At 57.4% G+C, this 24,500-nt stretch carries 24 protein-coding genes; 8 read left to right on the top strand and 16 right to left on the bottom strand.

Annotated features, from left to right (window positions below):
• Nucleotides 1-23 precede the first annotated feature (23 nt).
• The 9 genes from AC0B60_RS09590 to ccoN all read right to left on the bottom strand — a co-directional run bounded on the left by AC0B60_RS09590 (nucleotide 24) and on the right by ccoN (nucleotide 8,691).
• Nucleotides 24-722, bottom strand: a complete 699-nt coding sequence (locus tag AC0B60_RS09590) for a sulfite exporter TauE/SafE family protein (protein WP_465085588.1) — start codon at nucleotides 720-722, stop codon at nucleotides 24-26.
• Nucleotides 722-931: a cbb3-type cytochrome oxidase assembly protein CcoS gene (gene ccoS, locus AC0B60_RS09585; RefSeq protein ID WP_465085610.1), complete on the bottom strand. Its 210-nt coding sequence runs from the start codon at nucleotides 929-931 to the stop codon at nucleotides 722-724. The genes AC0B60_RS09590 and ccoS overlap by 1 nt, the downstream gene beginning before the upstream one ends.
• Before the next feature lie 54 nt (nucleotides 932-985).
• On the bottom strand, nucleotides 986-3,436 hold the full coding sequence (locus tag AC0B60_RS09580; RefSeq protein ID WP_465085587.1) for a heavy metal translocating P-type ATPase: 2,451 nt from the start codon (nucleotides 3,434-3,436) through the stop codon (nucleotides 986-988).
• On the bottom strand, nucleotides 3,433-3,948 hold the full coding sequence (locus AC0B60_RS09575) for a FixH family protein (protein WP_465085586.1): 516 nt from the start codon (nucleotides 3,946-3,948) through the stop codon (nucleotides 3,433-3,435). The genes AC0B60_RS09580 and AC0B60_RS09575 overlap by 4 nt, the downstream gene beginning before the upstream one ends.
• A 44-nt stretch (nucleotides 3,949-3,992) precedes the next feature.
• Nucleotides 3,993-5,426: a cytochrome c oxidase accessory protein CcoG gene (gene ccoG, locus AC0B60_RS09570; RefSeq protein ID WP_465085585.1), complete on the bottom strand. Its 1,434-nt coding sequence runs from the start codon at nucleotides 5,424-5,426 to the stop codon at nucleotides 3,993-3,995.
• A 132-nt stretch (nucleotides 5,427-5,558) separates the two neighbouring features.
• Nucleotides 5,559-6,449: a cytochrome-c oxidase, cbb3-type subunit III gene (gene ccoP / locus AC0B60_RS09565; protein WP_465085584.1), complete on the bottom strand. Its 891-nt coding sequence runs from the start codon at nucleotides 6,447-6,449 to the stop codon at nucleotides 5,559-5,561.
• Nucleotides 6,446-6,631 (bottom strand): cbb3-type cytochrome oxidase subunit 3, encoded by a 186-nt coding sequence (locus AC0B60_RS09560; protein WP_465085583.1) that lies wholly within the window; start codon nucleotides 6,629-6,631, stop codon nucleotides 6,446-6,448. The genes ccoP and AC0B60_RS09560 overlap by 4 nt, the downstream gene beginning before the upstream one ends.
• A 5-nt stretch (nucleotides 6,632-6,636) precedes the next feature.
• A complete protein-coding gene (gene ccoO / locus AC0B60_RS09555; RefSeq protein ID WP_465085582.1) occupies nucleotides 6,637-7,245 on the bottom strand; it encodes a cytochrome-c oxidase, cbb3-type subunit II in 609 nt (202 codons plus the stop codon).
• Between the two features lie 15 nt (nucleotides 7,246-7,260).
• Nucleotides 7,261-8,691 (bottom strand): cytochrome-c oxidase, cbb3-type subunit I, encoded by a 1,431-nt coding sequence (gene ccoN, locus AC0B60_RS09550; protein WP_465085581.1) that lies wholly within the window; start codon nucleotides 8,689-8,691, stop codon nucleotides 7,261-7,263.
• 228 nt (nucleotides 8,692-8,919) lie between these two features.
• On the opposite strand from ccoN, the gene AC0B60_RS09545 reads away from it, so the two are divergent.
• Complete coding sequence (locus tag AC0B60_RS09545) at nucleotides 8,920-9,582, top strand: alpha/beta family hydrolase (RefSeq protein WP_465085580.1); 663 nt, start codon at nucleotides 8,920-8,922, stop codon at nucleotides 9,580-9,582.
• A gap of 1 nt (nucleotide 9,583) precedes the next feature.
• Here AC0B60_RS09545 and AC0B60_RS09540 read toward each other — a convergent pair whose 3' ends face one another.
• Nucleotides 9,584-11,425, bottom strand: coding sequence for a sensor domain-containing diguanylate cyclase (locus tag AC0B60_RS09540; RefSeq protein ID WP_465085579.1), 1,842 nt, complete (start codon nucleotides 11,423-11,425; stop codon nucleotides 9,584-9,586).
• Between the two features lie 113 nt (nucleotides 11,426-11,538).
• Between AC0B60_RS09540 and rlmM the strand changes: the two genes are divergently transcribed.
• On the top strand, nucleotides 11,539-12,615 hold the full coding sequence (gene rlmM / locus AC0B60_RS09535; RefSeq protein ID WP_465085578.1) for a 23S rRNA (cytidine(2498)-2'-O)-methyltransferase RlmM: 1,077 nt from the start codon (nucleotides 11,539-11,541) through the stop codon (nucleotides 12,613-12,615).
• Between the two features lie 20 nt (nucleotides 12,616-12,635).
• On the opposite strand, the gene AC0B60_RS09530 is transcribed toward rlmM, so the two are convergent.
• Nucleotides 12,636-12,920 (bottom strand): antibiotic biosynthesis monooxygenase family protein, encoded by a 285-nt coding sequence (locus tag AC0B60_RS09530; protein ID WP_041334237.1) that lies wholly within the window; start codon nucleotides 12,918-12,920, stop codon nucleotides 12,636-12,638.
• Between the two features lie 89 nt (nucleotides 12,921-13,009).
• On the opposite strand from AC0B60_RS09530, the gene tusA reads away from it, so the two are divergent.
• A complete protein-coding gene (gene tusA, locus AC0B60_RS09525; RefSeq protein ID WP_465085577.1) occupies nucleotides 13,010-13,249 on the top strand; it encodes a sulfurtransferase TusA in 240 nt (79 codons plus the stop codon).
• Between the two features lie 10 nt (nucleotides 13,250-13,259).
• Here the strand turns inward: tusA and dsbD are convergent, their stop codons facing one another.
• On the bottom strand, nucleotides 13,260-15,173 hold the full coding sequence (gene dsbD, locus AC0B60_RS09520) for a protein-disulfide reductase DsbD (RefSeq protein ID WP_465085576.1): 1,914 nt from the start codon (nucleotides 15,171-15,173) through the stop codon (nucleotides 13,260-13,262).
• Between the two features lie 177 nt (nucleotides 15,174-15,350).
• Here dsbD and AC0B60_RS09515 point away from each other — a divergent pair, with 177 nt between their 5' ends.
• Genes AC0B60_RS09515 through pdxB form a run of 3 tightly spaced genes read left to right on the top strand, consistent with a single transcriptional unit; the run spans nucleotide 15,351 to nucleotide 18,369 of the window.
• Nucleotides 15,351-15,902 (top strand): elongation factor P hydroxylase, encoded by a 552-nt coding sequence (locus tag AC0B60_RS09515; protein WP_465085575.1) that lies wholly within the window; start codon nucleotides 15,351-15,353, stop codon nucleotides 15,900-15,902.
• A gap of 6 nt (nucleotides 15,903-15,908) precedes the next feature.
• Complete coding sequence (locus AC0B60_RS09510) at nucleotides 15,909-17,195, top strand: DEAD/DEAH box helicase (RefSeq protein ID WP_465085574.1); 1,287 nt, start codon at nucleotides 15,909-15,911, stop codon at nucleotides 17,193-17,195.
• A 19-nt stretch (nucleotides 17,196-17,214) separates the two neighbouring features.
• Nucleotides 17,215-18,369 (top strand): 4-phosphoerythronate dehydrogenase PdxB, encoded by a 1,155-nt coding sequence (gene pdxB, locus AC0B60_RS09505; protein ID WP_465085573.1) that lies wholly within the window; start codon nucleotides 17,215-17,217, stop codon nucleotides 18,367-18,369.
• 30 nt (nucleotides 18,370-18,399) lie between these two features.
• Here the strand turns inward: pdxB and htpX are convergent, their stop codons facing one another.
• The 3 genes from htpX to AC0B60_RS09490 form a co-directional block, all read right to left on the bottom strand.
• On the bottom strand, nucleotides 18,400-19,281 hold the full coding sequence (gene htpX / locus AC0B60_RS09500) for a protease HtpX (protein WP_465085572.1): 882 nt from the start codon (nucleotides 19,279-19,281) through the stop codon (nucleotides 18,400-18,402).
• Nucleotides 19,282-19,378: 97 nt separating this feature from the next.
• On the bottom strand, nucleotides 19,379-19,840 hold the full coding sequence (locus AC0B60_RS09495) for a hypothetical protein (RefSeq protein WP_465085571.1): 462 nt from the start codon (nucleotides 19,838-19,840) through the stop codon (nucleotides 19,379-19,381).
• Between the two features lie 10 nt (nucleotides 19,841-19,850).
• The gene (locus tag AC0B60_RS09490) at nucleotides 19,851-21,065 is read right to left on the bottom strand and encodes a pyridoxal phosphate-dependent aminotransferase (protein ID WP_465085570.1); all 1,215 of its coding nucleotides are present in this window, start codon (nucleotides 21,063-21,065) and stop codon (nucleotides 19,851-19,853) included.
• A 240-nt stretch (nucleotides 21,066-21,305) separates the two neighbouring features.
• Here AC0B60_RS09490 and AC0B60_RS09485 point away from each other — a divergent pair, with 240 nt between their 5' ends.
• A complete protein-coding gene (locus tag AC0B60_RS09485) occupies nucleotides 21,306-21,791 on the top strand; it encodes a glutathione peroxidase (RefSeq protein ID WP_465085569.1) in 486 nt (161 codons plus the stop codon).
• Between the two features lie 3 nt (nucleotides 21,792-21,794).
• On the top strand, nucleotides 21,795-22,265 hold the full coding sequence (locus AC0B60_RS09480) for a MarR family winged helix-turn-helix transcriptional regulator (RefSeq protein ID WP_465085567.1): 471 nt from the start codon (nucleotides 21,795-21,797) through the stop codon (nucleotides 22,263-22,265).
• Here AC0B60_RS09480 and AC0B60_RS09475 read toward each other — a convergent pair.
• Nucleotides 22,225-24,495, bottom strand: a complete 2,271-nt coding sequence (locus tag AC0B60_RS09475; protein WP_465085609.1) for a hybrid sensor histidine kinase/response regulator — start codon at nucleotides 24,493-24,495, stop codon at nucleotides 22,225-22,227. The two genes, AC0B60_RS09480 and AC0B60_RS09475, sit on opposite strands and share 41 nt — an antisense overlap.
• Nucleotides 24,496-24,500: the final 5 nt, after the last annotated feature.

The following is a 24,500-nucleotide window of genomic DNA, read 5'->3' as shown; positions in this document are numbered from 1 at the left end:
CAGGTCGGCATTCCCAGCGGCCTCTATCCGTGCCCCGAATGCAGGAGGGCGGTGACCGGAAGGGTCCAGATACCGAAACCGATCAGCAGTAACCCGGCTATTTTCCGAAAGTGTTGGTGTTCCCGCAGTTTTCGTATCCAGGTGGCGGCATAACCGGTGGCCAGCATGGACGGCAAGGTACCGAGTCCGAAGAACAGCATGGTTGTGGCGGCGCTGCCCACGGTTGGTTGCAGTGCAGCCCAGCCAAGGGTGCTGTAGACCAGCCCGCAGGGCAACCAGCCCCAGAGCCCGCCGAGGATAAGCGCCTGGTGAAAATGGTGCACCGGGAGCACTCGAGCGGTGAGTGGTGACAGCCGTTTCCAGATCGGAGCGCCGATGCGCTCCACGTAGCGGATGCCTTGCCACCACTGCCCCATGGATAGCCCCATCAGGATCAGCAGAATCCCTGCAATTGTTCGAAGTATCGGGCCAAGTTGCGCCCAATAGGCCGAGGCGCTGGTGCTCAGCAGCGCGATCAGGGCGGCAATCGCCGCGTAGCTTCCAATCCGCCCACCATTGAAAGCGAGCAGCATACCAGTCTGGCGAACACGGAAGCCCCGGCCAACGGGCAGTGCCATGGAGAGGGATGCGCTGATCCCGCCGCACATACTCAGGCAATGGGTGCTGCCGAGCAGGCCAATCAGGAAGGCACTGGAATAACTCAGATAAAGTTCTTCGCCCATCAGGATTTATGGCTGTCGCCCGACTCCTCGGCAGAGTTAGCATCCTGCTTGGTCTGTTTGGCATCGTCCGGGATCATGTCTTTGTCATCGTCGTAGAGGATGCGGTGGGCCGGTCCATCGAGGTCATCGTACTGGCCGTTCTTGACGGCCCACGAGAACAACAGGATGCCCAATGCCACCAGGATCAGCATGACCGGAACCAGGATCATTACGATTTGCACAGAGCTACCTCGGAGACGTTGGAGGATTATGGGTTTACGGTATCAGGACGTTGCTTCGGCGCCAACCGCCACGTTCTGAGACGCTGCGTTACCTTGTGGCCGGCCAAGTCGCATGGCATTGAGTACCACCACCAGAGAACTGAGAGACATGCCGATGGCCGCCAGCCAGGGTGGAACCAGGCCTGCCGCTGCCAGGGGCAGGGCGCAGACATTGTAGGCCAGAGCCCAGGCCATGTTCTGGCGGATAACGCGGCGTGTGTCCTGGCCGGCTTTCAGGGCTTCGGATAGCTGCGTCAACTGCCCACTCAAAAGTACGGCATCGGCCTTGAGCTGAGTCAGGTCGGCAGCGCTTCCCATGGCCACGGACACGCCTGCACCAGCCATAGAGGGCAGGTCATTGAGACCATCGCCAACCATCATGATATGACGGCCCTGGCCACGGAGGCTCTCCAATACACGGAGCTTCTCTTCCGGCGAGGCCTGGCCAATGGCTTCATCAATACCGAGTCTGCCCGCTATCTGCTCAACGTGGCCTGAGCGGTCGCCGCTGAGCAGGATGGTGCGCAGTCCTGCATTTTGCAGGGCCTGGACGGCTTCTCTTGCATCCGGCCTGGGTTCGTCGTCCAGTGTGAACCGGGCCAGCCAGTCATCGTCCGTGGCCAGCCATATTTCCATACCAGTGGAGGTGTCGGTTTCCGGAGCCGGGCTGCCGACTCTCTCTTCCACGAAACCGCGGTGGCCGATATAAAGGGGAGCACCGTCTACCTGTCCTGACAGACCGCCACCCAAGTGGTTCTGTACCTGCCTGGCGACGCTTCCACCGGATATCGGGTGAAAGACTCTGGCAATGGGGTGTTCGGAATGTTTTTCCAGGCTGGCAGCCATTTGCCGGCACCGATCCGCATCCAGGGCGCTGAAGGTTTGGGTATCCACCAGGCTGAGCTCACCTCGGGTCAGGGTACCGGTTTTATCGAAAATCACCGTGTCGATGGTGTTCAGGGATTCCAGGGTATGTCCTCGTGTCGGGAGGAATCCCAGTTTTCGAAGTCTCATGGTCGCAGAGGTAATCGCGGTCGGTGTGGCGAGTGACAGGGCACAGGGACAGGTGACTACCAGGACCGAGAGCGTAATGTCGAAGGCGTTATCGGCACCGGCCAGCCACCAGCCAATCCAGATGAGCGGCGCCAGGATCAGCACGCGGCTGACAAACACGCCGGCAATTCGGTCCGCTGCCAGCGCAACGGGCGGTTTCTCAGCCTGCACCCGGTCCAGTACCCGCAGAATGCCCGACAGCCTGGTCTGAGCGCCAGCGCGGCGGACCTCAACTTCCAGCGGGTTCTCACCATTAATGCTGCCGGCGTGGACCGGGTCATTTTCGCTGCGGGTTTCCGGTAGATATTCACCCGTCAACGCCGCTTCGTTGAGGGTGGAATGCCCGCTGACGATCACGCCGTCTGCGGGCAACGTCTCGCCGGGCCTGATGCGAATAACGTCGCCGGCAATCAGGTCGTGGGTGGCGACGACCTCACTGTTATGCCCATGGATGCGGTTGGCGACCATGGGCTGGAAACCGGCCAGTGCGTTGCCCGTCAGTCCTGCCCTGTAACGGGCCTGCATCTCGATGTAGCGGCCAAGCTGCAGGAAAAAGGTAAACATGCAGACCGACTCAAAATAGACTTCCTGACCGCCAAACACCGTCACCCAGGCGCTGGCAGCATAGGCTAGGCCAATCGCGATGGCCACCGGCACGTCCATGGTCAGGTGACGGCTGCGAATATCCCTGAATGCGTTGGTAAAGAATGGGCGAGCGCTGTAGAGAACAACGGGGGTGGCGACCAGAAGACTGAACCAGCGGAAAAAACTGACGAACTCCGGCGACAGGTCATTCACCAGTTCGAAATACAGCGGAAAGGCCAGCATCATGCTCTGGAATGAGCCGATACCTGCGACGGCAAGACGGATCAGTGCGGAGCGATGTTCGGCATTCAGGGCTTTCTCGGCTTCATCGGCCTGATAGGGGCGGGCGCGATAACCCAATTCGTGGACAGCGATCAGTAACTGGCTGAGTTTCGAGTGTTCCGGGTTCCAGACCAGCCGCGCGCGTTGGGTGCTGTGATTTACGGAAAACGACACCACGCCCGGTTGCCTGGCCATGTGGTTTTCCAGTAGCCATATGCAAGCAGCGCAGGTGATGCCGCTCACAAGCAATGTGGCTTCCTGTCCTGCGGTAACGGGGGACACAAACGATTTCTGAACGAGGGGATGATCGACTTCGAGGATACGGTTCCGTTCGGAATCGCTGAGTGCCTTTGGGGTGACCGCCGGCTCGGTGCGGAATTGGTAGAACCCGGTGAGCCCCTCGGCACGAATGGTCTCACAGACCGCCTTGCACCCAACGCAGCAGAAGTGTCGCAATGACCCTTCGAGCTCCAGGGTGATGGGGGGTGTTCCGATTGCCGGCTCACCACAATGATAACAATCCAAGGGGGTCACCCGCGGTCTTCTGTGACCGCACCGAAGCTCAGGGAACGTTGGGATGGCAGGCTTGACTCACCCTTCAGTCGCCATTGGTTATCTGGGCCACGCAGGTCAAAATACCAGCGGCCTTGAATCGGCTGATTCAGGGTTGCGCTGTAAAGCCCCTCTCCGATTGTCCGGAACTGTATGGTGCGGTCGTACTCCGACATGGTCGGGTGATACAGGCTCAGTATCAGATAAGGAAAGTCTGCAGGCCCGTTGGCAGTATCCATGGAGAGGGTGATTTCCCGTTCGCCAAACGTCATATCCGCCGTCAGGCCGAGATCTTCGGCTTTCTGGTCGCGGGCAATCGCCATGTTGATCCCCCGGCCTTCCTTGGAATAGTCATCGCTCACCATGGAGTTGTCGGTATTTATCGCGACCGTGATGGCAATGGAGCACCAGATAATAGCGGCGCCTGGGAATATCAGCAGGAACCACAGCCAGGGTTGCCGGTACCAGGGAATGACGGGTGCGTTTTCATTCATAATGCTGTCTCTCAAGGCTGGTCCCTCTGGTGGGTGTCAGGGACTCAGCGATTTGGACCGACAAACCGGCTTTCGGTTTCAAGAACGAGCGATTTGTCAGATTGTGATTTAAGCGTGAAGACAATGGCATTGTTGCTTTCCGAGATGTTCTCAGGTGAGACATCCACCACAGTCGGCAGCGCCCGGTTTTCACTGCTGGCCACCGTCAGGGTGCTCTCGGTCAGCAGCCGGATGCCTTCCATGCCTGAAACCGAGATCGTAAAGGTCTGCGGCATTTCCGACATGTTTGCGACTTTGAGGGTGTAGGTATTCTCTACCCGGCCTTCACCGTTAAAGCTGAATAGGGCACCGCGATCCCTCAGGACATCAAGTTGCGCAGGAACCCGGGTCGCAATTGTGAATATAATCGCTCCAACCATCAGGAGTAGAGCCAGCCCGTAACCAAAGGTACGAGGCCTCATCAGCTTCGAGGTTTTGCCTTCCAGTTCGTTTTCAGTGGTATAGCGAATCAGGCCGCGCGGATACTCCATTTTGTCCATGATCTCGTCACAGGCATCAATGCACAGCGCGCAGCCAATGCACTCGTACTGCAGCCCGTCACGAATGTCGATGCCGGTAGGGCATACCTGAACGCACTGGCCGCAGTCGATGCAGTCTCCGAGGCCCAGATCCGAGGGCTCTATGCCTTTCTTGCGTCCACCGCGGGGTTCTCCCCGGTTGGGGTCGTAGGACACTACACGGGTATCGGGGTCGAACATGACGGCCTGGAAGCGGGCGTAGGGGCACATGTACAGGCATACCTGCTCCCTCAGCCAACCCGCGTTCAGGTAGGTTGCTGCGGTAAAGAAGGCTACCCAGAAATAGGCCCAGCCATTGGCCTGCAGGGTAAACAGGTCGGTAATGAGTTCACGGATGGGATAGAAGTACCCGACAAAGGTCAGGCCAGTGGCCAGCGCGATCAACAGCCATGCGGAATGCTTTGCGGATTTCTTGGCGATTTTCTCGGCGGAACGGGGCGCCTTGTCCAGTTTCATGCGCTTATTGCGGCTGCCCTCTATACGCTCTTCCACCCACATGAAGATAAACGTCCACACGGTCTGGGGGCATGTATAGCCACACCACACCCGACCAAACAGCGTGGTGATAAAAAACAGGCCGAAAGCGGCGATGATCAGCATACCCGACAGCAGGATGAAATCCTGAGGATAGAACGTGGTTCCGTAGAGATGGAATTCCCGGGCCGGGAGGTCAAAATGAATCAGCGGCTGACCATCCACGGTGAACCAGACGAACAGGAAGTACATGCCCATCAGAGCGGTCAGGCTGACATTTCGGATACGCTGAAAGAAGCCTTTCGTGACCCCTTTGACGTAAATCTTTTTGCGGCTGGCGTATAGCTCGACAGTTCCGGTGTTTTTATTGTTGTCGGAGGTGTCAGAGGATGGGTCAACCTGTTTGACCGGAATCTCACTGCTCATCGTTACCTCCCGATGATGTGGCGCCCTAAATCACAATGGACTGTGGGGCAGGCGATCTTCTCAAGCCTTGGCCCGCAGGTGGCAGGCCAAGGGTTGAGCAGACCAGGCCGGGACAGGGTCCCGGCCGGGTACTCAGTTGGACAGGCTGTAGACGTACGCAGCCAGGATCTGGATCTGGTCGTCGGAGAGCCGGTCACCCTGTGCGGGCATCTGGTTCGCACGACCGTTCATCACGGTTTCCTTGATCCATTCGTAGGTAGAGCCGTACAGCCAGGTATTATCGGTGAGGTTCGGAGCGCCCATGGCCTGGTTGCCCTTGCCGTCCTGACCGTGGCAGGCCACACAGGCCTGTGCAAATACCTGCTCGCCCTGGGCAGCGGCTTCTTCGTCTTTTGCCCGGTCACTGAAATTGAGCACGTAGTTCACTACCTGATCAACCTGTTCAGAGGTCATGCCCGGCATGGTGCCCTTGGCGGGCATGTTGCCGTTACGCCCCTGGTGTAGGGTGGTCAGGATGGTGTCCGGGTCGCCGCCATACAGCCAGTCGTCATCCGTCAGGTTGGGAAACCCGAGAGAGCCGCGCCCTGCGGAACCGTGGCAGACGGCACAGTTATTGGCGAACAGCCGCTGCCCCATTTTCATGGCGTCGTCGTTCTCAGCCAGGTCGGCCACCGGGGTGTCACCAAACTTGGCGTAGAGCTCGCCGTAACGGGCATCGGCCTGCTGCATCTCGGCCTGCCACTGGTTCTCAGCAGTCCATCCCAGTAGCCCTTTGTAGTTACCCAGGCCCGGGTACAGTGCGAGATAGCCCAGCGCGAAAACACAGGTCGCGATAAAGAGGTAGTACCACCACTTGGGCAGCGGGTTGTCGTACTCCTCAATGCCATCGAACGAATGACCAACGGTTTTGTCGGTTTCAGTATCGGTGGTCTGGCCTTTGCGGGTGGCATAGAGCAGCCACCAACAGCCAAACACGGTACCGAGCACGATCACGCTGATCCAGATGCTCCAGAAGGTACTCATTGCTTTTTCTCCGTCTGTTCCTGTTCAAGAGTACGCTTTTCCACCTCGTCATCCTCGAAGGGCAGATGGGCCGCCTCGTCGTTGGGCTTCTTCCGGTGGGCGCTGTAGGCCCACCAGATAATGCCAAGGAACATGGCCATAATGACCAGTGAGTGAATGCCGCGTAACTCGTTAATATCCATGGGGATCACCGTTTATCTGAAATCACGGTACCAAGCTGTTGCAGGTACGCCACCAGAGCTTCGATTTCGAATTTGCCCCTGACTTCGTCCTTCGCACCGGCAACCTGCTCGTCGGTATAGGGCACGCCCAGGGTCTGGAGCGTTTCCAGCTTGGACTCGGTGCTGGTGTGATCGATGCGATCCTCGAACAGCCACGGGAAAGCGGGCATGTTGGATTCAGGCACAACGCTGCGGGGATCGTACAGGTGCTGGCGCTGCCAGGCATCGGAGTAGCGACCACCGACACGGGCCAGGTCAGGACCGGTACGCTTGGAGCCCCACAGGAACGGACGGTCGTAGACAAACTCGCCCGCAACGGAGTAGTGGCCGTAGCGCTCGGTTTCCGCGCGGAACGGACGGATCTGCTGGGTGTGGCAGACGTGGCAGCCTTCACGGATATAGATGTCCCGGCCTTCCAGTTCCAGTGCCGACAGGGGCTCAAGGCCTTCAATCGGCTCGTTGGTCTCGTCCAGGAAGAACAGTGGAACCACCTCTGCGAGAAAACCACCACTAATGGTGAAGATGATCAGCACGATCATCAGCCCCAGGTTCTTTTCAACAATTTCGTGTTTCATTGACTCTGTCTCCCGTTACGCCGCTTGCGCTGCTGTATTGTCCTGAGCAACGGCTTCTTTCTGACGCACGGTCATGTAAACGTTGTATGCCATTACCAGCATACCGGTCAGGAAAATGACACCGCCAAGGAACCGCACGAAATAGCCTGATTCGGACGCTTCAAGGGCTTCGACAAAACTGTAGGTCAGGGTTCCGTCTTCGTTGACGGCCCGCCACATCAGCCCCTGCATAATACCGTTTACCCACATGGCAACGATGTAGAGCACAGTGCCCACGGTAGCTAGCCAGAAGTGCACGTTGATCAGGCTGACGCTGTACATGGCCTGCAGACCCCACAGTTTGGGAATCAGGTGATAGATGGCACCGATACTGATCATGGCAACCCAACCCAGGGCACCGGAGTGCACGTGGCCAATGGTCCAGTCGGTGTTGTGCGACAGCGCGTTAACGGTCTTGATGGCCATCATCGGCCCTTCGAACGTGGACATGCCATAGAATGACAGGGAGACCACGAGGAAGCGGAGAATCGGGTCCGTGCGCAGTTTGTGCCAGGCACCCGACAGCGTCATCATGCCGTTGATCATGCCACCCCAGGAAGGCGCAAGCAGGATCAGAGACATCACCATTCCCGCGGTTTGGGCCCAGTCCGGCAACGCCGAATAGTGCAGGTGGTGGCCGCCCGCCCATACGTAGGTGGCGATCAGCGCCCAGAAATGGACGATGGAGAGACGATAGGAATAGATCGGGCGATTGGCCTGTTTGGGAACAAAGTAATACATCATCCCGAGGAAGCCCGCGGTCAGGAAGAAACCGACCGCGTTATGGCCCCACCACCACTGCATCATTGCGTCGGTCACGCCTGCGTAGGCCGAGTAGGATTTGAAGGCGCCCGCGGGCAAGGCCAGGTTGTTACCAATGTGCAGGATGGCCACGGTCAGAATGAAACCGCCATAGAACCAGTTGGCCACATAGATGTGGGCCGTGGCACGACGCATGATGGTGCCAAAGAAGACCAATGCGTAGGACACCCAGACAATGGCGATGAGGATATCAATTGGCCACTCGAGTTCCGCGTATTCCTTGGACGACGTGAGACCCATTGGCAGGGTGATGATCGCGGAGACCATCACGGCTTGCCAGCCCCAGAAGGTGAACGCCGCGAGTCCATCGGAAATCAGTCGCGCCTGACAGGTACGCTGAACAACGTAATAGGAGGTGGCAAACAGTGCCGAACCACCAAACCCGAAGATGACGAGGTTTGTGTGGAGTGGTCGTAATCGACCGAAGTGAGTCCAGGAGAAGTCGAGGTTCATCGAGGGCCAAACAAGCTGGGATGCGATCAGCACACCCATGCCCATGCCAACAATGCCCCAGACCAACGTCATGATGGCAAACTGTCTCACCACCTTGTAGTTGTATGTCAGGTTAGCATTTACTGTGCTCATAGCCTTACCAATGGGTTTAGAGTGGGGAAAATATGCGGGCGCAAGTATGGAGAAACGATTAGCTGTTTGCAATGACGTAGATCAACTCTGAAACTCTGTCAACTGTGTCTAAATCAGTAACATGGCGAATCTACAAGGGTAATCACGAATGCTCCAAAAGCGGTTTTTGATCTTCGGTTGATGCATTGCTTCCCGGAACACTAATGATAGTCATAATTCGGAGGTTTGGTGAATTCTGTAACCGTGTTCAAAACCAGGGCGCAAGGTAGTGTGGCCGCGCCGGTGCTTGTCCTTGCCCATGGCGCAGGTGCACCCGCCGATTCGCCATTCATGGAGCTCCTGGCAGCAGCGCTGTCAGCGCAGGGCGTGACAACCGTCAGGTTTGAGTTCCCGTATATGGAGAAGCGACGGGAGGATGGCAAAAAGCGGCCACCGGACCGCCAGCCAGCACTGCTTGAGCATTTTCGCGCCGTAATTGCAGAAACCTGCGCCGGCGCTGACGGTCAGGCCGGGGTTTTTGTCGGCGGCAAGTCCATGGGCGGGCGAATGGCCAGCATTCTGGCGGCGGAACCCGGTATTGATGACACGGTCCGTGGTGCCGTGTGTTTTGGCTATCCCTTTCACCCTCCGGGAAAAAATGATCGGTGGCGGACGGATCATTTCCCGTCGCTGCGCCGGCCGATACAGATTATTCAGGGGACGAGGGATCCTTTCGGCAGGCAGGCCGAGGTTGAAGCGCTCAACCTGGATGTGCTGAAAAACGTGAACCTGGCCTGGCTGGAAGGCGGAGACCACGACTATCGGCCTTTGGTGCGGCAGAGTGAGAGCCGGGAAGACCTGATCCACCAGGCGGCGACAACTGCTGCGAGGTTTATGACCGGGTGGGAATGAGTCAGGAAGCCTCGGGTATTGCTTGCTCAGTCCGGTTTCGACCCGACGCTTTGGCGCGATAGAGTGCCTCATCGGCACGCCGGAACAGATCACGCTCATCCTCCCCCTGAGATAAGGTTGCGGTACCGGCACTCATGGTCAGCCTGACCGGTGTACCGTCATCCGCGGGCACGCGTATCGCGGCGATATCCTCAAGAATGCCTATACAGACGCCCAGGGCGCCTTCTGCGTCAGTGCCGGGTAACAGGATGGCAAACTCCTCGCCACCAAATCGGATCGCGACATCACGTGGTCGTTTGACATGGTGCCTGAGAATGTCGGCAATGCGTTGCAGGCAGCGATCTCCAAACTCGTGTCCCCAGGAGTCGTTAACAGCCTTGAAGTGGTCCGCGTCCAGCAAGGCAATGGTCAAGGGGTGGCCAGTACGTCGGGCTTCGGCACACAGTTCCGGTAGCAGGTTGTCCATATGGCGGCGATTATAGAGCCCGGTCAGGGCATCATTGAGGCTAAGGGTTGCCAGCTGCCGGTTTGCCTTTTCCAGCTCCCTCATGGTGCTGCGAAGCTGCGCTGTGCGTTCATGCACCTTCAGCTCAAGCTCGGTCCGGGCGTTTTGCTCTACGTCTAGCAACTTCTCATTCAACAGTCGCCAGCGTTGCACCATAGCGTAATTGAGCAGGATGACCTGCGCTCCGACTGCAGCCTGCATAAAGATCTCCCGGGCCAGAAAATCGGCCAGGTAGCCAAAGGCCGCCATTGAATAGATCAGGGCGCCTGCGAGCATGCCTGACCATGCCATCACGTACCACTTGGCTGGAGAGTAGCCCTGGCGCCAGCGGATGATGCCCATGATGAACAGGCAGGCGATGATCACCAGTGCAATCCCGGTATTCAGTACTATGGATTTGTTGTAGGGCAACAGGAACGCCATGATGAACAGGCTTACGCTGGCCAGGGCCAGCCCCGTCAGTACCTTGTCTGCAATCGTTTTGGTCGGGATTTCAAGGAATGAGCGCCCGAACAGGGTCATCGCCAGCGAGCCGATCGACATCAGCATGGGAATCGACGTATTGGCGAAACCGGTACTGTCGGGCCAGAAATACTGGTTGGCGAAACCACCCATGGCGAACAGGAACAATCCCAAGGATGCCATGTAAAAGGCGTTGTAGAAGTAGTAGCCAGTGCCAGAACTGATAAAGAGCAGCAGGTTGAAGACCGCGAAAACCAGTAAGGCTCCATAGAAGACGCCGTGTATGAGGGTGAGATGATTGCTTTCAGCGATCGTGGTTTCCGGCGTTTCCAGTGACAGCGGCACATTCAGCGCCCCGCTGCTCTGGATCCTTAAGGTGATGGTTTGGGTTTCCCCGGCACCGAGCGTGACGGGGAGCAGGAAATACCGGTAATCTATGCCCCGCGATAGAAAGGGGTGCTGGTCCCCCGTGGTCATGGCGGGTTCGGCGAGTTCGCCGGAACGCCAGAACGTCACTTCGTCCAGCAATGGGTAATTGAGCTTCAGGTACCAGAGCTTCTGGGTACCGCCGGAGTTCCGTACGTTGAGGCGAACCCAGTAAACCGAATCGGTATGACTGAATACCAGATCGTGCCCCTTGGCGGATGTCCACTGAGTATCCGCCGGCAATTCACGAGGGGATTCGGCCTGATGTGCGGGCGTGCCGGGCGTTGCGCTCAGGAAGCAGACATGGGCCATCAGCGCTTCCCGCTGCACCGGATTGTTGGCGTTCAGCGCCGGACAATGAGGTGTCGTTCCCGGAAGAACTGCCAGTGACAGTTCGGTGACCAGTAATAGCCCGATCAGTGGGAGCAAATAGCGCAGGTACAGCGGCATTAAGGTATTCCTGCCAGCGGAAAGCCCAATAGTGTAGACAATTGCGGGCTGTGTATATGTTAAACAGATTCAAATTTAGGGGTTTCTGACGAGAAGCCCGGTCCAGGTGCCTGATGGAACAACTGATTGCAATTTGTCGTCCCGGATTCGAGACGGAAGCGGGTCGGGAATTGACCGACTCGGCTGCCAGCGGCGGGGTCTATGGTTACTTCGAGCCCTCTGTAAACCAGGGATTTCTGACCTTTCACTGCCCGGGGCCCGGGCAGGTGGAGATGTTGCTCCAGCGGTTGTCCATCGATCAGTTGGTGTTTGTCAGGGACTGGTTTGTGGTTTTAGCGGACGTAGCCCTGCCCACGTCTGATCGGGTCGGTGCTGTCATTGGCGCATTGCGATCCGTTGATGGGGCGATTCCTGTTTCTGCCCGTATTGAAATTCGCCTTCCCGAAAACAACGCTGACGCAGACCTTGGCAACTTCGCTCGCAAGTGGGTCTCCCCGCTGTCGAAAGCACTCAGGGGCGCCGGGGTACTGGAGCAGGATTCGAAAGCTGAGTCGCCGGCGCGGCTTGAAGTGTTATTGACGGGGTTTGAGCGCGCCATTGTCGGGTTCAGTCTGGCCAGTAATCGTGCGCGCTACGTCAGTGGCATTCCCAGACTTCGGCTACCTGCATCCGCGCCCAGCCGGTCAGCGCTGAAGCTGGAAGAAGCCTGGAAAGTGTTCCTGCCCCCAGGTGAGGAGTTGGATTACTTGGGCGGCGGCAAGCAGGCCGTGGACCTGGGGGCAGCGCCGGGCGGATGGACGTGGCAACTGGTCCGGCAGGGCATGATGGTGACTGCCGTCGACAATGGCCCGATGAATGACGAGCTGATGGCGTCTGGTCATGTGGAACACGTCGAGGCGGATGGCTATCAATGGCGGCCCCGGCGTGGTGTGGACTGGATGGTGTGCGATATCGTCGACCACCCACGTCGAACATCGGAGATGGTCGTGCATTGGCTGTCCGCCAAGCTCTGCCGCTACACCGTTTTTAATCTGAAACTGCCGATGAAAAAACGGTATGACGAGTGGATGGCGTGCCGGGATATCCTGGAGCAGGGGTTTGCCCGGACGGAGATGAATTTCCAACTGAGGGCTCGTCACCTCTACCACGATCGTGAGGAGATCACCTGTTTCATAGAGCGCCGGGACTGAGCGCCTTTGAATCGCGTGCTTTAGCTATGCTGCCACACGGTGATAATCTCGTCCCGGTCCATCATTGGAATCAACTCCGCCATCAGTTCCCTGCGTTCCTCGGAGAGGAACCAGCGCTGCCAGTCGGCTTCGGATCGCCAGTTGGAGAGGGTAAGACGATGGTTGGAGTCGTGGGTATCAACCAGCGTTTCACCGGAAACGAAGCCGGGGGCGCTTACGGCGTTCTGAAGGACCTTGCGAGATCTGTCCTCGTAGGCGGATTCGAGTGTTTCAGCAATATGACGTTCAATCAGCACCCGGATCATTGTTTACCTCGTTTTGTTTTTTGACATCTATAAACAATAATTTAGCACGTATTTTCCAAAATTCAGGTTGAATCGCAGGAGGAAAAACATTGGAGCAACCGGAACACGATGCAGAGCTGGACGCCCGGGGACTGTTTTGCCCGGAACCGGTCATGCTGCTGCACAATAGAATCGTGGATATCAGCATAGGGGGCGTGTTGAAAGTGATCGCCACGGACCCATCGACAACTCGGGACATACCAAGGTTCTGCCAGTTCCTGAATCACGAACTGGTGTACAGCGACGAGGACGACCAGGAATTCGTCTACTTCATTCGCAGGGGGGAATAACCGAAGGTAGTCAGGAGCCGCCGGACATGTCCAGAGCGTTCAGGTGGCCGAGAAATTGTTCGCGGTCCATTTCCCCCAATACCCGGGCGGTTTCCAGCTCAGCGCCATTGTCGTCGTAGAACAGGATGGCTGGCGGGCCGAACAGGCCCAGCTCCTCCAGCAGCGCCTGCTGGGCGGGTGTGTTGTCCGTCATGTCCAGCTGCAGCAGTGTGTAGGGTGAAAGCGCCTGGATTACAGAGCCATTATTGAAGACGTTTCGCTCCATGACCTTGCAGGAGATACACCAGTCGGCATAGAAGTCCAGCATCACTGGTTTGCCCTCTCGCTTCGCCTGGGCCAGTTCATTACGGATATCAGCTGGCGATTCAAGTCTGAGGAATTGGGCGTGGGCCATCTGGGATGAGGCGCCGCTATTGATTGCCGGGCTCGATGCCGTGAATGGTGCTAATGGTTTCATTGGGTCATTGGCGCCGGACACCGCACCGGCCAAGAGTGCAATACCGTAGGCAAACATCACCAGGCCAAGGCCTTTACGTGTGCGCTCCCAGCCAGCCTTTGCTGCATCGAAAGCCCCGAGTTGCACGCCGGTGACGGCAATCAATAACCCCCAGAGTGTCAGCGCCAGCCAGGCTGGCACCAGCCGTTCCACCAACCAGATCGCAACAGCCAGCAGCATGACGCCGTAAAAGGCCTTGACCACGTTCATCCAGGGGCCGGTGGAGGGCAACAGCTTACGGCCACCCACCGCTACGAGTATCAGAGGAACGCCCATGCCGAGCCCAAGGGCGAACAGGGCTACGCCTCCGATAACGGCATCCTGGGTGCTACTGATGTACAGCAGACTGCCCGCCAGAGGTGCTGACACGCAGGGTGAAACGATCAGTGCTGACAGCGCACCGATGCCGAAGATGCTGACTACCCGGCTTCCGGTCAGGCGATGACTGGCGTCGTTGAGTGGTTCCCGGATAAACCGGGGGAGCTGGATCTCAAACAGGTTGAACATGGAGAGGGCAAATACTACGAACAGTGCCGCGAAAACGCTCAGCACCCACGGCGACTGCAGGTGCGCCTGAAGGTTGAAGCTGGCACCCAGTAACCCGGTAATCACACCTGCTGCGGCATAGGTCAGTGCCATCCCCAGGACATAGCTGCCAGACAGCAACAGCGCATGGGCGGTGGTACTGGTGTTGCGACTGGACACCAGTGAGGAAATGATCGGCACCATGGGTAGGACGCAGGGTGTAAAGGTCAGCCCCAGCCCCAGCAGCAGAAACAGGGCTGCGATGACCAGGACAGACTGGTTGGCCAAAAAACCGGCGAGCCCGGTAGCCGTGGATGTATCCGGGGAGGGATTTGTGGAAGGCGACTGCGCACCGCCTGATGACCCCAAAGAGCCGGAGATGCCGGCAGGAACAGAGGCATCGTCGCTTCCGGCGCTGGCGTAGTACAACACGTCACGGGTTTGCGGTGGGTAGCACAAGCCTGCCTTGGCACAGCCCTGGTAGGTTACCTGGAGCTCTGCCTCGCGGACGCCTTCCGGGAGATTGATCGGGACACGTGCCTGAACCGGATCGTAGAAGACCGTGACCTTGCCGAAGAACTCATCCTCCGTATCGGTACCGGTGTAGGAGAAAACAGGTTCACCCAGGGTGGCGCCGTCTGTTTTGCTGCTTACCTGGATGCGGCCTTTATAGAGGTAGTGTTCAGGGGTGACGTCCCAGGACAGTACAATAGCGCCGGTATCGACGGTGTAATTGAACGGCAGGGCTTCGTCCACCGGCAGGAAATCGTTGCCGCCGCCGAATAGCGAATTGCCTGCCGCGGACGCGAACAGCGATACGGCGAACAGGGCCAGAAACAAGAAAAAGCGGCTCAGCGCCCGAGGGGGAGCACTACTGCGTGAGGCTGTGTTGTTGCCGGTCATAGTCAATGGATTACCGTAGCTGGTTCCGGAAATATCTGCGCGGTCTCAGTGTCTGTAGAAACCTTACATCCCAAGGTTGCAATGGACTCATTTGTCAGGCAAAAGTTCCCTCTGGTATTGAACGGTCTAAAGTCGCACAATAGCCGTCCCATGAAACACGATCCTGATGATCTTATCATGCTGTTTAGCGACCTGTTCCGGGAGAACTACCGGACCGTTCTGGTCAAGGGCAGCGATGAGCCTGAATACCTGCCTGCAACGGCGTCTGGCAGTTACGCACAGATTATCTTTGCTCACGGTTATTATGCCAGTGCTCTGCACGAAATCAGTCATTGGTGTATCGCCGGTGAGCACCGGCGCACACTTCGGGACTTCGGCTACTGGTACTGTCCCGATGGCCGCGATGAGGCGCAGCAGCAAGCCTTTGAAAAGGCTGAAGTCAAGCCGCAGGCCCTGGAATGGCTGTTCTCTGCCGCATCGGGCACACGTTTCCACATCAGCGTCGACAATCTCTCCGGTTGCGGGGCATGGGATGAGAGCGCCTTTCGCAGGAATGTGCGGGCGCAGGCAGATTATTACCTTGAGCACGGCCTGCCGGCCCGCGCGGGCCTGTTTTTCGAAACGCTCAAGACATTTTATGGAACCGGGGCTGACTTTAACGAAGCCTGGAAGAAAGAGACCAGGCGCTTGATGCCCGATGATTCCGCCACAGACACTGAGGTAGATTGAAGCAACATGACATCTGACGCACCCGAAGCCGGCAAAACCTTTTTCAAGGATCTCAACCTTGACCAACGAGTGCTCGATGCCATCACCGATATCGGTTTTGAGCATTGCACGCCTATCCAGGCAGAGACTCTTCCATTCACCCTCGCTTGCCAGGACCTGATTGGCCAGGCTCAGACTGGTACTGGCAAAACCGCCGCATTCCTGATTACCGCCATCCAGAGCATGCTGGAAACGCCCATTCCGAAGGAGGACCGGTTCGCCTCGGAACCACGGGTTCTGGCCCTGGCGCCAACCCGTGAACTGGCTATGCAGATCGCCAAGGACGCGGAGCAGCTCTGCGGATATACGGGCCACAATGTGGTCACCGTAGTGGGCGGTATGAACTACGACAAGCAGCGCGATCAGCTCCAGAACGAGATCGTCGACATACTGGTGGCGACCCCTGGCCGGCTGATCGACTTCCTGGGCTCTCAGGACGTTTTTCTCGACCAACTCGATATCCTGATCCTGGATGAAGCAGACCGGATGCTGGACATGGGTTTTATCCCCGATGTGAAGCGCATTATCCGCAAGTGCACGCCAAAGGAAGAGCGCCAGACATTGCTGTTCAGCGCCACCTTTAATCAGGACGTTCTCAACCTCGCCTCAATGTGGACCAAAAGCGCGGAGTTCGTCGAGATCGAACCGGAACAGAAAACCGCCGAGCGAGTGAAACAGACCGTCTACCTGGTGGGCGAGGATGAAAAGCTGCCAGTGCTGGTCAACTATCTTCAGCGCCCCGAGGTGGAGAAGGCCATCGTCTTTGCGAATCGTCGTGATCAGTGCCGTGACCTGGATGAGGATCTTCGCAATCAGGGCGTAAAGGTCGCGCTGATGTCCGGGGAAATCGCTCAGAACAAGCGGCTCAAGACATTGGAGCAGTTCAAGAACGGCAGTATTCAGGTGCTGGTTGCCACGGATGTCGCCGGTCGTGGCATCCACGTCGACGGTGTTACCCACGTATTCAACTATAATCTTCCGGACAACGCCGAAGACTACGTTCACCGTATCGGGCGTACCGGTCGGGCAGGTAAGCACGGTGTCTCTGTCAGCTTCGCCAGTGAAGACGATGCCTTTTCACTGCCGGCTATCGAGTCCTACATCAGCCAGAAACTGACCACGGCGGTGCCGGATGAGACGTTGATGAGCGAACTTGCCAAACCGCCTATCACTCGCAAACGTGGTGGCCGGCGGCCCCAGGGCAACCGCAGCCAGGGTGGACGTGGTGGCAACCAGCGTCAACGCAGGAACTAACGGGTTGGGAAGCGGGATCATGCGGATAGTAGCGGACGAGAACATACCCTTACTGGAATCGTTTTTTGGCGATATCGGCGAGATACGACCCGTGTCCGGGCGCACAATGTCTGCTGCGGATGTTCAGAATGCGGATATCCTGCTGGTTCGGTCGGTCACCCGGGTCAACCAGGCATTGCTTGAAGGAAGCCGGGTCCGCTTCGTTGGAACCTGTACCATCGGCACCGATCATGTCGACCAGAAATGGCTTGAGTCCAGCGGGATTACGTTTTCGGCGGCTCCCGGTTGCAACGCCAACAGTGTGGTTGAGTACGTGCTGTCAGTGATCTCACTGCACGCGGAAAAGCGTGGCGTGGCGGATTGGTCAAAGCTCAGTGTTGGTATCGTGGGTGCTGGCAATGTGGGTGGAGAGCTTGCGCACAAGCTGGACAGGCTCGGTTTCAATGTACGCCTTTGTGACCCGCCGAGAGCCGAACGGGAAGGCGACGAAGGTGAGGAATTTGTCGGTCTTGACGAGGCCATGGCGTGCGACGTGGTAACACTGCACACGCCACTGACCCGCGAGGGAGAGCATGCAACGCTTCATATGTTCGGGCAGAAACGCCTGTCCTCACTGACTGAAGACCAGTTGCTGATCAATACCAGCCGCGGTGAGGTGATTGAAACCTCCGCCCTGCTGGCGCGTCTGGAAGCGCCAAACGCGCCCTCAGTGGTACTGGATGTCTTTGAGCATGAGCCCCGGGTTAACGCCGAGCTCGTAGAAAAAGTATGGCTTGCCACTCCCCATATCGCAGGCTATAGCCTGGAAGGCAAAGTGCAGGGTAGTGAGATAGTCTACCAGGCGCTGAGTCGCTATATGGGGCTGCCCGCCCGCAAGAAGGCTGGTCAGTTCCTGCCAGAGCCGGCGTTGAGCAAACTTTCCTTTACCAGTGCGGCAGAAGAAATGGCTTCAGCTAACATTGCCATACGATCCTGTTACGATCCGCGTCAGGACGATGCTCGCATGCGACTGGAAATGGCGTTGCCGACGGAAGATCGTGCGCACGCCTTTGACCGGTTGCGTCGGGATTATCCGGTTCGCCGGGAGTTTTCCAGTCTGAAGATCCAGCTCAAGGGCACCAGTAAATCCATGCAGGATACTTTCCGGGCCCTTGGTTTTAAGCTGAAGCTCTAACCCCTCCGCGACCCCGTCTGTTCTCCCCAGTTAAAGCTGAGCGCTCTTCAGGGCCTCGATCCGGCTGTCCAGCGGTGGGTGTGTCATGAACAGGGCGCTGATTCCGGCCCTCGCACCCCGGTTAATGCCAAACGCCTGCAGACTATCGGGCATTTGATCAGGCACTTCGCTTTCCTGTTTTAGCCGCGCGAGGGCGTTGATCATGGCTCCACGGCCCGCCAGTTGCGCGCCAGCAATATCGGCGCGGTATTCCCGGCGACGCGAGAACCAGAACACGATGGTGCTGGCAAGAATGCCCAGCACGATTTCTGCCGCAATACTGACCACGAAGAAGCCGATACCGTGCCCGCTCTCGTTCTTGAACACCACGCGGTCAACAAACGAGCCGATCACACGGGAGGCAAAAATCACGAACGTGTTCACCACACCCTGAATCAGCGCCAGGGTCACCATGTCGCCGTTGGCCACGTGGCCTATTTCGTGGCCCAGGACCGCACGGATCTCATCCTTGTTAAAGCGGTGCAGTAGCCCCTCGCTAACGGCTACCAGGGAGTTGTTCTTGTTCCAGCCGGTGGCAAAGGCATTGGATTGTGACGCCGGGAAAATCGCGACTTCCGGCATACCGATACCCGCATTTTTCGAAAGCTCGCGAACGGTCTCCACCAGCCAGCGCTCAGCCGGCGTACGGGGCGACTCGATCACCTTTGCCTTGGTGCTCCATTTGGCGATTGGTTTGGAAATCAGCAGCGATACAATGGCACCGGCAAACCCGAAGACCGCCGAAAAGGCAAGCAGAGAGCCATACTGGATCCCGTTCTGGGCAAGGTAGCTGTCAACACCCAGCAGTTTCAGGGTGAAGCTGGCGACAAGAATGACGGCCAGGTTGGTGGCAAGAAACAGCAGAATACGCATCTTGAATCCCTTGTTGAATCATCGGCCGCAGACCGCGGTTTGTGTCTGGGTATTTATATGTGGCCAGCGTTGCCATGTTCAACAGGTTTACGCCAATTTAATAATCGAACCGGTCGCGAAAGAACGTCGCCTGCATAATGCGGCTGATCTTAGCCGAACTGCCACTTCGAAGGGCGTTTCGGAGCATGTGGATATGAGTGGAGAAGTCCTCGCGAATGGTCGGTGGCAGGTCCTGTCCGCTGTCGGAATCGTTTTTCTCATGCAGGTCAGGGCTGGCAGGTGAGCTCAGGCGTACGAATGCCCGCTGAGTCAGTACGGCCTGGTCCAGGGCTTCCTGGCGGATGGTGTCCACGTAACGGAGCAGGTCTTCCTCGGCCAGCCAGAGCAGGGTGCCGAAGCAGGCCATATGGCGTTTACTGTGAAGCCCGAACTCGTCCGGTTCGTCGGGGCCGGCAATGTCTTCCACAAACAGGTTTACTCGACGAGGGAAGGCATTGTAGAGCTGAACCAGGGCGATTGCGGCGTCCTTGTAAAACTCTTCGATATGAATGTCCGCCATTAAACCCCCTTTACAGCCGATAGGACGACAGGAAGTGTGCCAAACGCTTCATGGCATCCTCAAGGGCGTCCTCGCGGGGCAGGAAGACCACGCGCAGGTGCTGTTTGTCGTCAATGTTAAAGGCGGAGCCCTGAACCAGAAGGATGCGTTCCTGCAGCAGCAGGTCCAGTACCAGCTTTTCGTCATTGACGATGGGGAAGCGCTTCGGGTCCAGCTTTGGGAACAGGTAAAGTGCGCCCTTGGGCTTCACGCAGCTGACGCCGGGGATATCATTGAGCAGGTTCCAGGCGGTTTCACGCTGTTCGAACAGGCGCCCCCCTGGTGCCACCAGATCCTCAATCGACTGGTAGCCGCCCAGCGCGGTCTGGATGGCCAGCTGTGCCGGTACGTTGGCACACAAGCGCATGTTGGAGAGCATTTCGATACCCTCGATCAGGTCCCGAGCGCGGTGTTTGGCGCCGCTTATAATCATCCAGCCGGAACGGTAACCAGCGGCACGATAGTTCTTGGACAGGCCGTTATAGGTAAAGAACAGCACGTCATCCGCCAGTGACGCGGTGGGGACGTGTTCAGTGCCGTCGTACAGGATTTTGTCGTAGATTTCGTCTGACAGCACGATCAGGTTGTGTTGCCGCGCCAGTTCCACCACCTGTTCCAGTAATTCGCGGGAGTACACGGCGCCGGTGGGGTTGTTGGGATTGATAAGCACGATCGCCCGGGTGCGGCGGGTGATCTTCTTGCGGATATCGTCGATATCCGGGAACCAGTCCTGTTGCTCGTCGCATCGGTAGTGAACCGGCTTGCCACTGGACAGGGTTACGGCGGCGGTCCAGAGCGGGTAGTCAGGGGCCGGGATTAGCACCTCGTCGCCGGTATTGAGCATGGCCTGCATCGACATCACGATCATTTCGCTGACGCCGTTACCGAGGTAGATATCGTCGATATCCACCTTGTCGATGCCCCGTTGCTGGCAATAGTGCATCACCGCTTTACGGGCGGAGAACAACCCCTTTGATTCAACATACCCCTGGGCCAGGGGCATGTTGTGGATAACGTCCTGCTGGATTTCCTCGGGAACATCCAGTTCGAAAGCTGCCGGGTTGCCGATATTGAGTTTAAGAACCCGGTGGCCCTCTTCTTCCAGCCGACGGGCTTCACGCAGAACCACGCCACGTATCTCGTAACACACGTTATCCAGTTTGGCGGATTTGAGATAGTTCTGCATAAGCCCGGTATTTCCTCAGATCAGTAAGGTGACAAGTGCCATGTTTCAAAGATAAGCCTGTATTCTAGCGGAGCAACGGCCGGCGGCAACAGGCCAATTGTGATGAATTGTGGCACAGATGCAGAGATTTAACGCCCAAAGCTCACAGATTCCATGAACAGGGCGAGACAACCGTGGCGGAATCGGTTGTAAATAGGGTTGTGCACAATATAATAGCGAAAAATGCAAAGGAGGAATGTAATGAGCACGCAAAGCATCTACGACTTTAACGCGGCCGATATTCGTGGTGAAGAGCATTCCCTGGATGAGTTCCGTGGCAAAGTTCTGCTGATCGTAAATACGGCCAGCAAATGCGGATTTACACCACAGTTCGAGGGCCTGCAGTCCCTGTACGTCGACCTGAAAGAAAGCGGCCTCGAAGTGCTCGGTTTCCCCTGTAACCAGTTCCGGAATCAGGACCCGGCGGACGACAAGGCCATCAGCGAATTCTGTAGTCTTAACTACGGAGTGGACTTTCCCATGTTTGCCAAAATTGACGTCAACGGCCCTAGTGCCCACCCGCTGTTTGAGTACCTGAAGCACAGTGCCAAGGGACTGTTGGGCTCGGAAGCGGTTAAATGGAACTTCACCAAGTTCCTGGTGAATCGTGATGGTGAAGTTGTGCGTCGTTACCCGCCAACCACCAAGCCGTCTGCCATTCGCGCTGACATTGAAGCGTTACTGTAATCCATGACTAACGACGATGACGTGCTGGCGCTGGACAACCAACTCTGTTTTGCCCTCTATGCCGCCAACCGGGCAATAACCGCTCGCTACCGTCCGCTGCTGGCGGAGCTGAATCTGACCTATCCACAGTACCTGGTCATGTTGGTGCTCTGGGAAGCGGGGGAGAATGGGCAGACTGTCAGGGTGTCTGACCTGGGTAAACGACTGCGCCTGGATTCCGGAACCCTGACGCCTCTGCTCAAACGTCTGGCCGAGCGTGATCTGGTGACCCGTTTGCGGGATACCACTGATGAACGAGTGGTTACGGTCGCTCCCACGGAGGAGGGCATTGCCATGCGCCAGCAGGCTCGGGATATTCCCGGCCGCCTGCTGTGCGGTACGGGCATTGATCAGGAGCGCATTGTGGAATTGAGGGAGGAGCTGCGATCGGTCCTCAGTCTTCTGGAGGCTGGAGAGGCGCCCAGCGGTCGATAATGGATTTCAGGTCGGCGCGATTGTACGGTTTCGTGATGTAGTCGTTCATGCCGGACTCGAGACAGTCGTCCCTGTCCCCCTGCATGACGTTGGCGGTGACTGCGATCACCGGCAAATCCTGCCATTCGGGGTTCTCACGAATCTTGCGGGTGGCCTCATAGCCGTCCATCACCGGCATCTGGCAATCCATCAAAACAATATCGAACCTTCCCTCGCTTTGCTGCAAGGCTTCCAGTGCCAGCCTGCCATTTTCGGCCAGGGTGACGGTGTGGCCCAGCTTTTTCAGCATACTGCTGGCGACCACCTGGTTAACCTGGTTGTCTTCGACCAGCAGAAGATTCAATGTGCGTGACGCGCCGGCCGGCATTTCGATGGCTTTTGTCCTGTCCCCTGTGTCCAGCCCAGCGGCCTTGCACAGCGTGCGGTACAACTGCTCACGCCTGAGTGGCATCGACAGTATCTGACGATCTTCGTTGGGCTGGGCGGAGCCGTCCCTGTCCACCAGGATAATGCCGGTGCCGGACCAGGACGATGCCAATTGTGCTGCGGTGTTGTCGCTTTCATTCGCGACGATCATCAGTATTCCCTCTCCACCAGCTGCCGCCTCGCGTAGTGGAATGCTCCAGGCTCTCAGTTGATGCTCGATGGGGGGGCGGTGTGGATAGTCCTCTGGCATGCCAATATCCACACCCACCTTCTGGAGTAGGCCTGGAATGGCTGGCATCGACGGTTGGCTCTCCTGCTCATCGTGAACCGGCAAGGGCAGGTTCACGGTGAAGTGCGTGCCTTCATGTTCCTCGGAATCTACCAGGATCTGGCCATGCATCCGTTCCACCAGTTGACGACACAGTGTCAGGCCCAGGCCCGTGCCGCCATAGAGCCGGGTGGTGTCACTGTCAGCCTGTGAGAAGGGTGAGAATATTCTGTGCAGTCCTTCCTTGGACATGCCGATACCGGTGTCGATAACGTCAATGCGTACGTTGCCGTTGTAGCGAGTCGCGCGGATTCGAACACAGCCCAATTCAGTGAATTTAATAGCATTACTGAGCAGGTTATTAAGAATCTGCCGTGTGCGGGTGGGATCACCCAGGAAGGTTTCTGGCAGTTCACAGTCAATATCCGCCACAACATCAATATTCTTGCGCCTGGCTTGTTGGGCATGCAGCGTTGCACATTCTTCCGCCAGGTTGCGGAGCGAAAAGGGGATGTTTTCCAGACTCAGCTTCCCAGCTTCGACCTTGGAGATATCCAGAATGTCGTTCAACAGACCGAGCAGGCTCTGGCCCGCGTTAAGCGCAATCTCCAGCCGGTTTCGTTGTGCCTGTTCCATGTCGCCTTCCAGTGCCAGGCCCAACATCCCCAGAACACCGTTGAGCGGTGTGCGTATCTCATGACTCATGCTGGCCAGGAAATTGGCACGGGCTCTGGCGCGGCGTACGGCGTCTTCCTTGGCGCGGACCAGGGCGCGGTTGCCCCGCTGCAGGGCTTCATTTTTCTCGGATATTTCCCGGGTGCGGTCTTCAACCTCCTGCTCCAGCTGGTTGGAGTAGTTCTTCATGGCACTTTCGGCCATCCTGAGCTGTGCGAGGCTGGAATCAATGGTTTCCAGGTGCTGGTTGATGACGCCCACCATCAGCCCGATTTCATCTTCACGATGATTTTCCGGCACAGGAAGCCGGACCTTTTCAGGAGTCTCAGCCTTGACCCGGCTAAGAGCACCAATGACGTTCAACATGGGCCGGGTCAATACAAAGAAGAAAATGAACAACAGCGCAGCGGTCAGCACCAGGCTTTTCAGTAAGCCGCTGATGACGGTATAGCCCGCGCGTTGGAGGAACAGCAGGCCGTAGTGGTAGGTGTCGATGGTAACCGTGAGACTCCCGAGGGAGAGGTCGCTCAGCTGCGGCACCACCAGTTCCTGACTGAATACGCGGCTGTCGCCGAATAGCAAGTCGCTGATCCAACGATAGCGAGAATCCGGGCTGCTCTGGCTCGCGGCAGCCATGGTTTGGCCATTGTTGTCGATAATGCGGGCATCGATGGTTGCAGGATGGCGAAGTAAGCCGTCAAGAAGCTCTTCTGCAAGCCGGATGTCGATGTTATAGGCGATCTGGGAAGCAGGGCTGTGGCTGATTTCGATGAGCGCACGGATCTCCTGCTCCATGGAGTCCCTGGCGCTGAAATAATCGAGAGTGACCTGAACAACGTTGAGCACAAGGCCCAATACCATTGCGA

This window comes from Marinobacter sp. V34 (assembly GCF_055524115.1).
The sequence above is the reverse complement of the archived record's forward strand: the minus strand, read 5'-3'. Positions and strand labels throughout refer to the sequence as shown.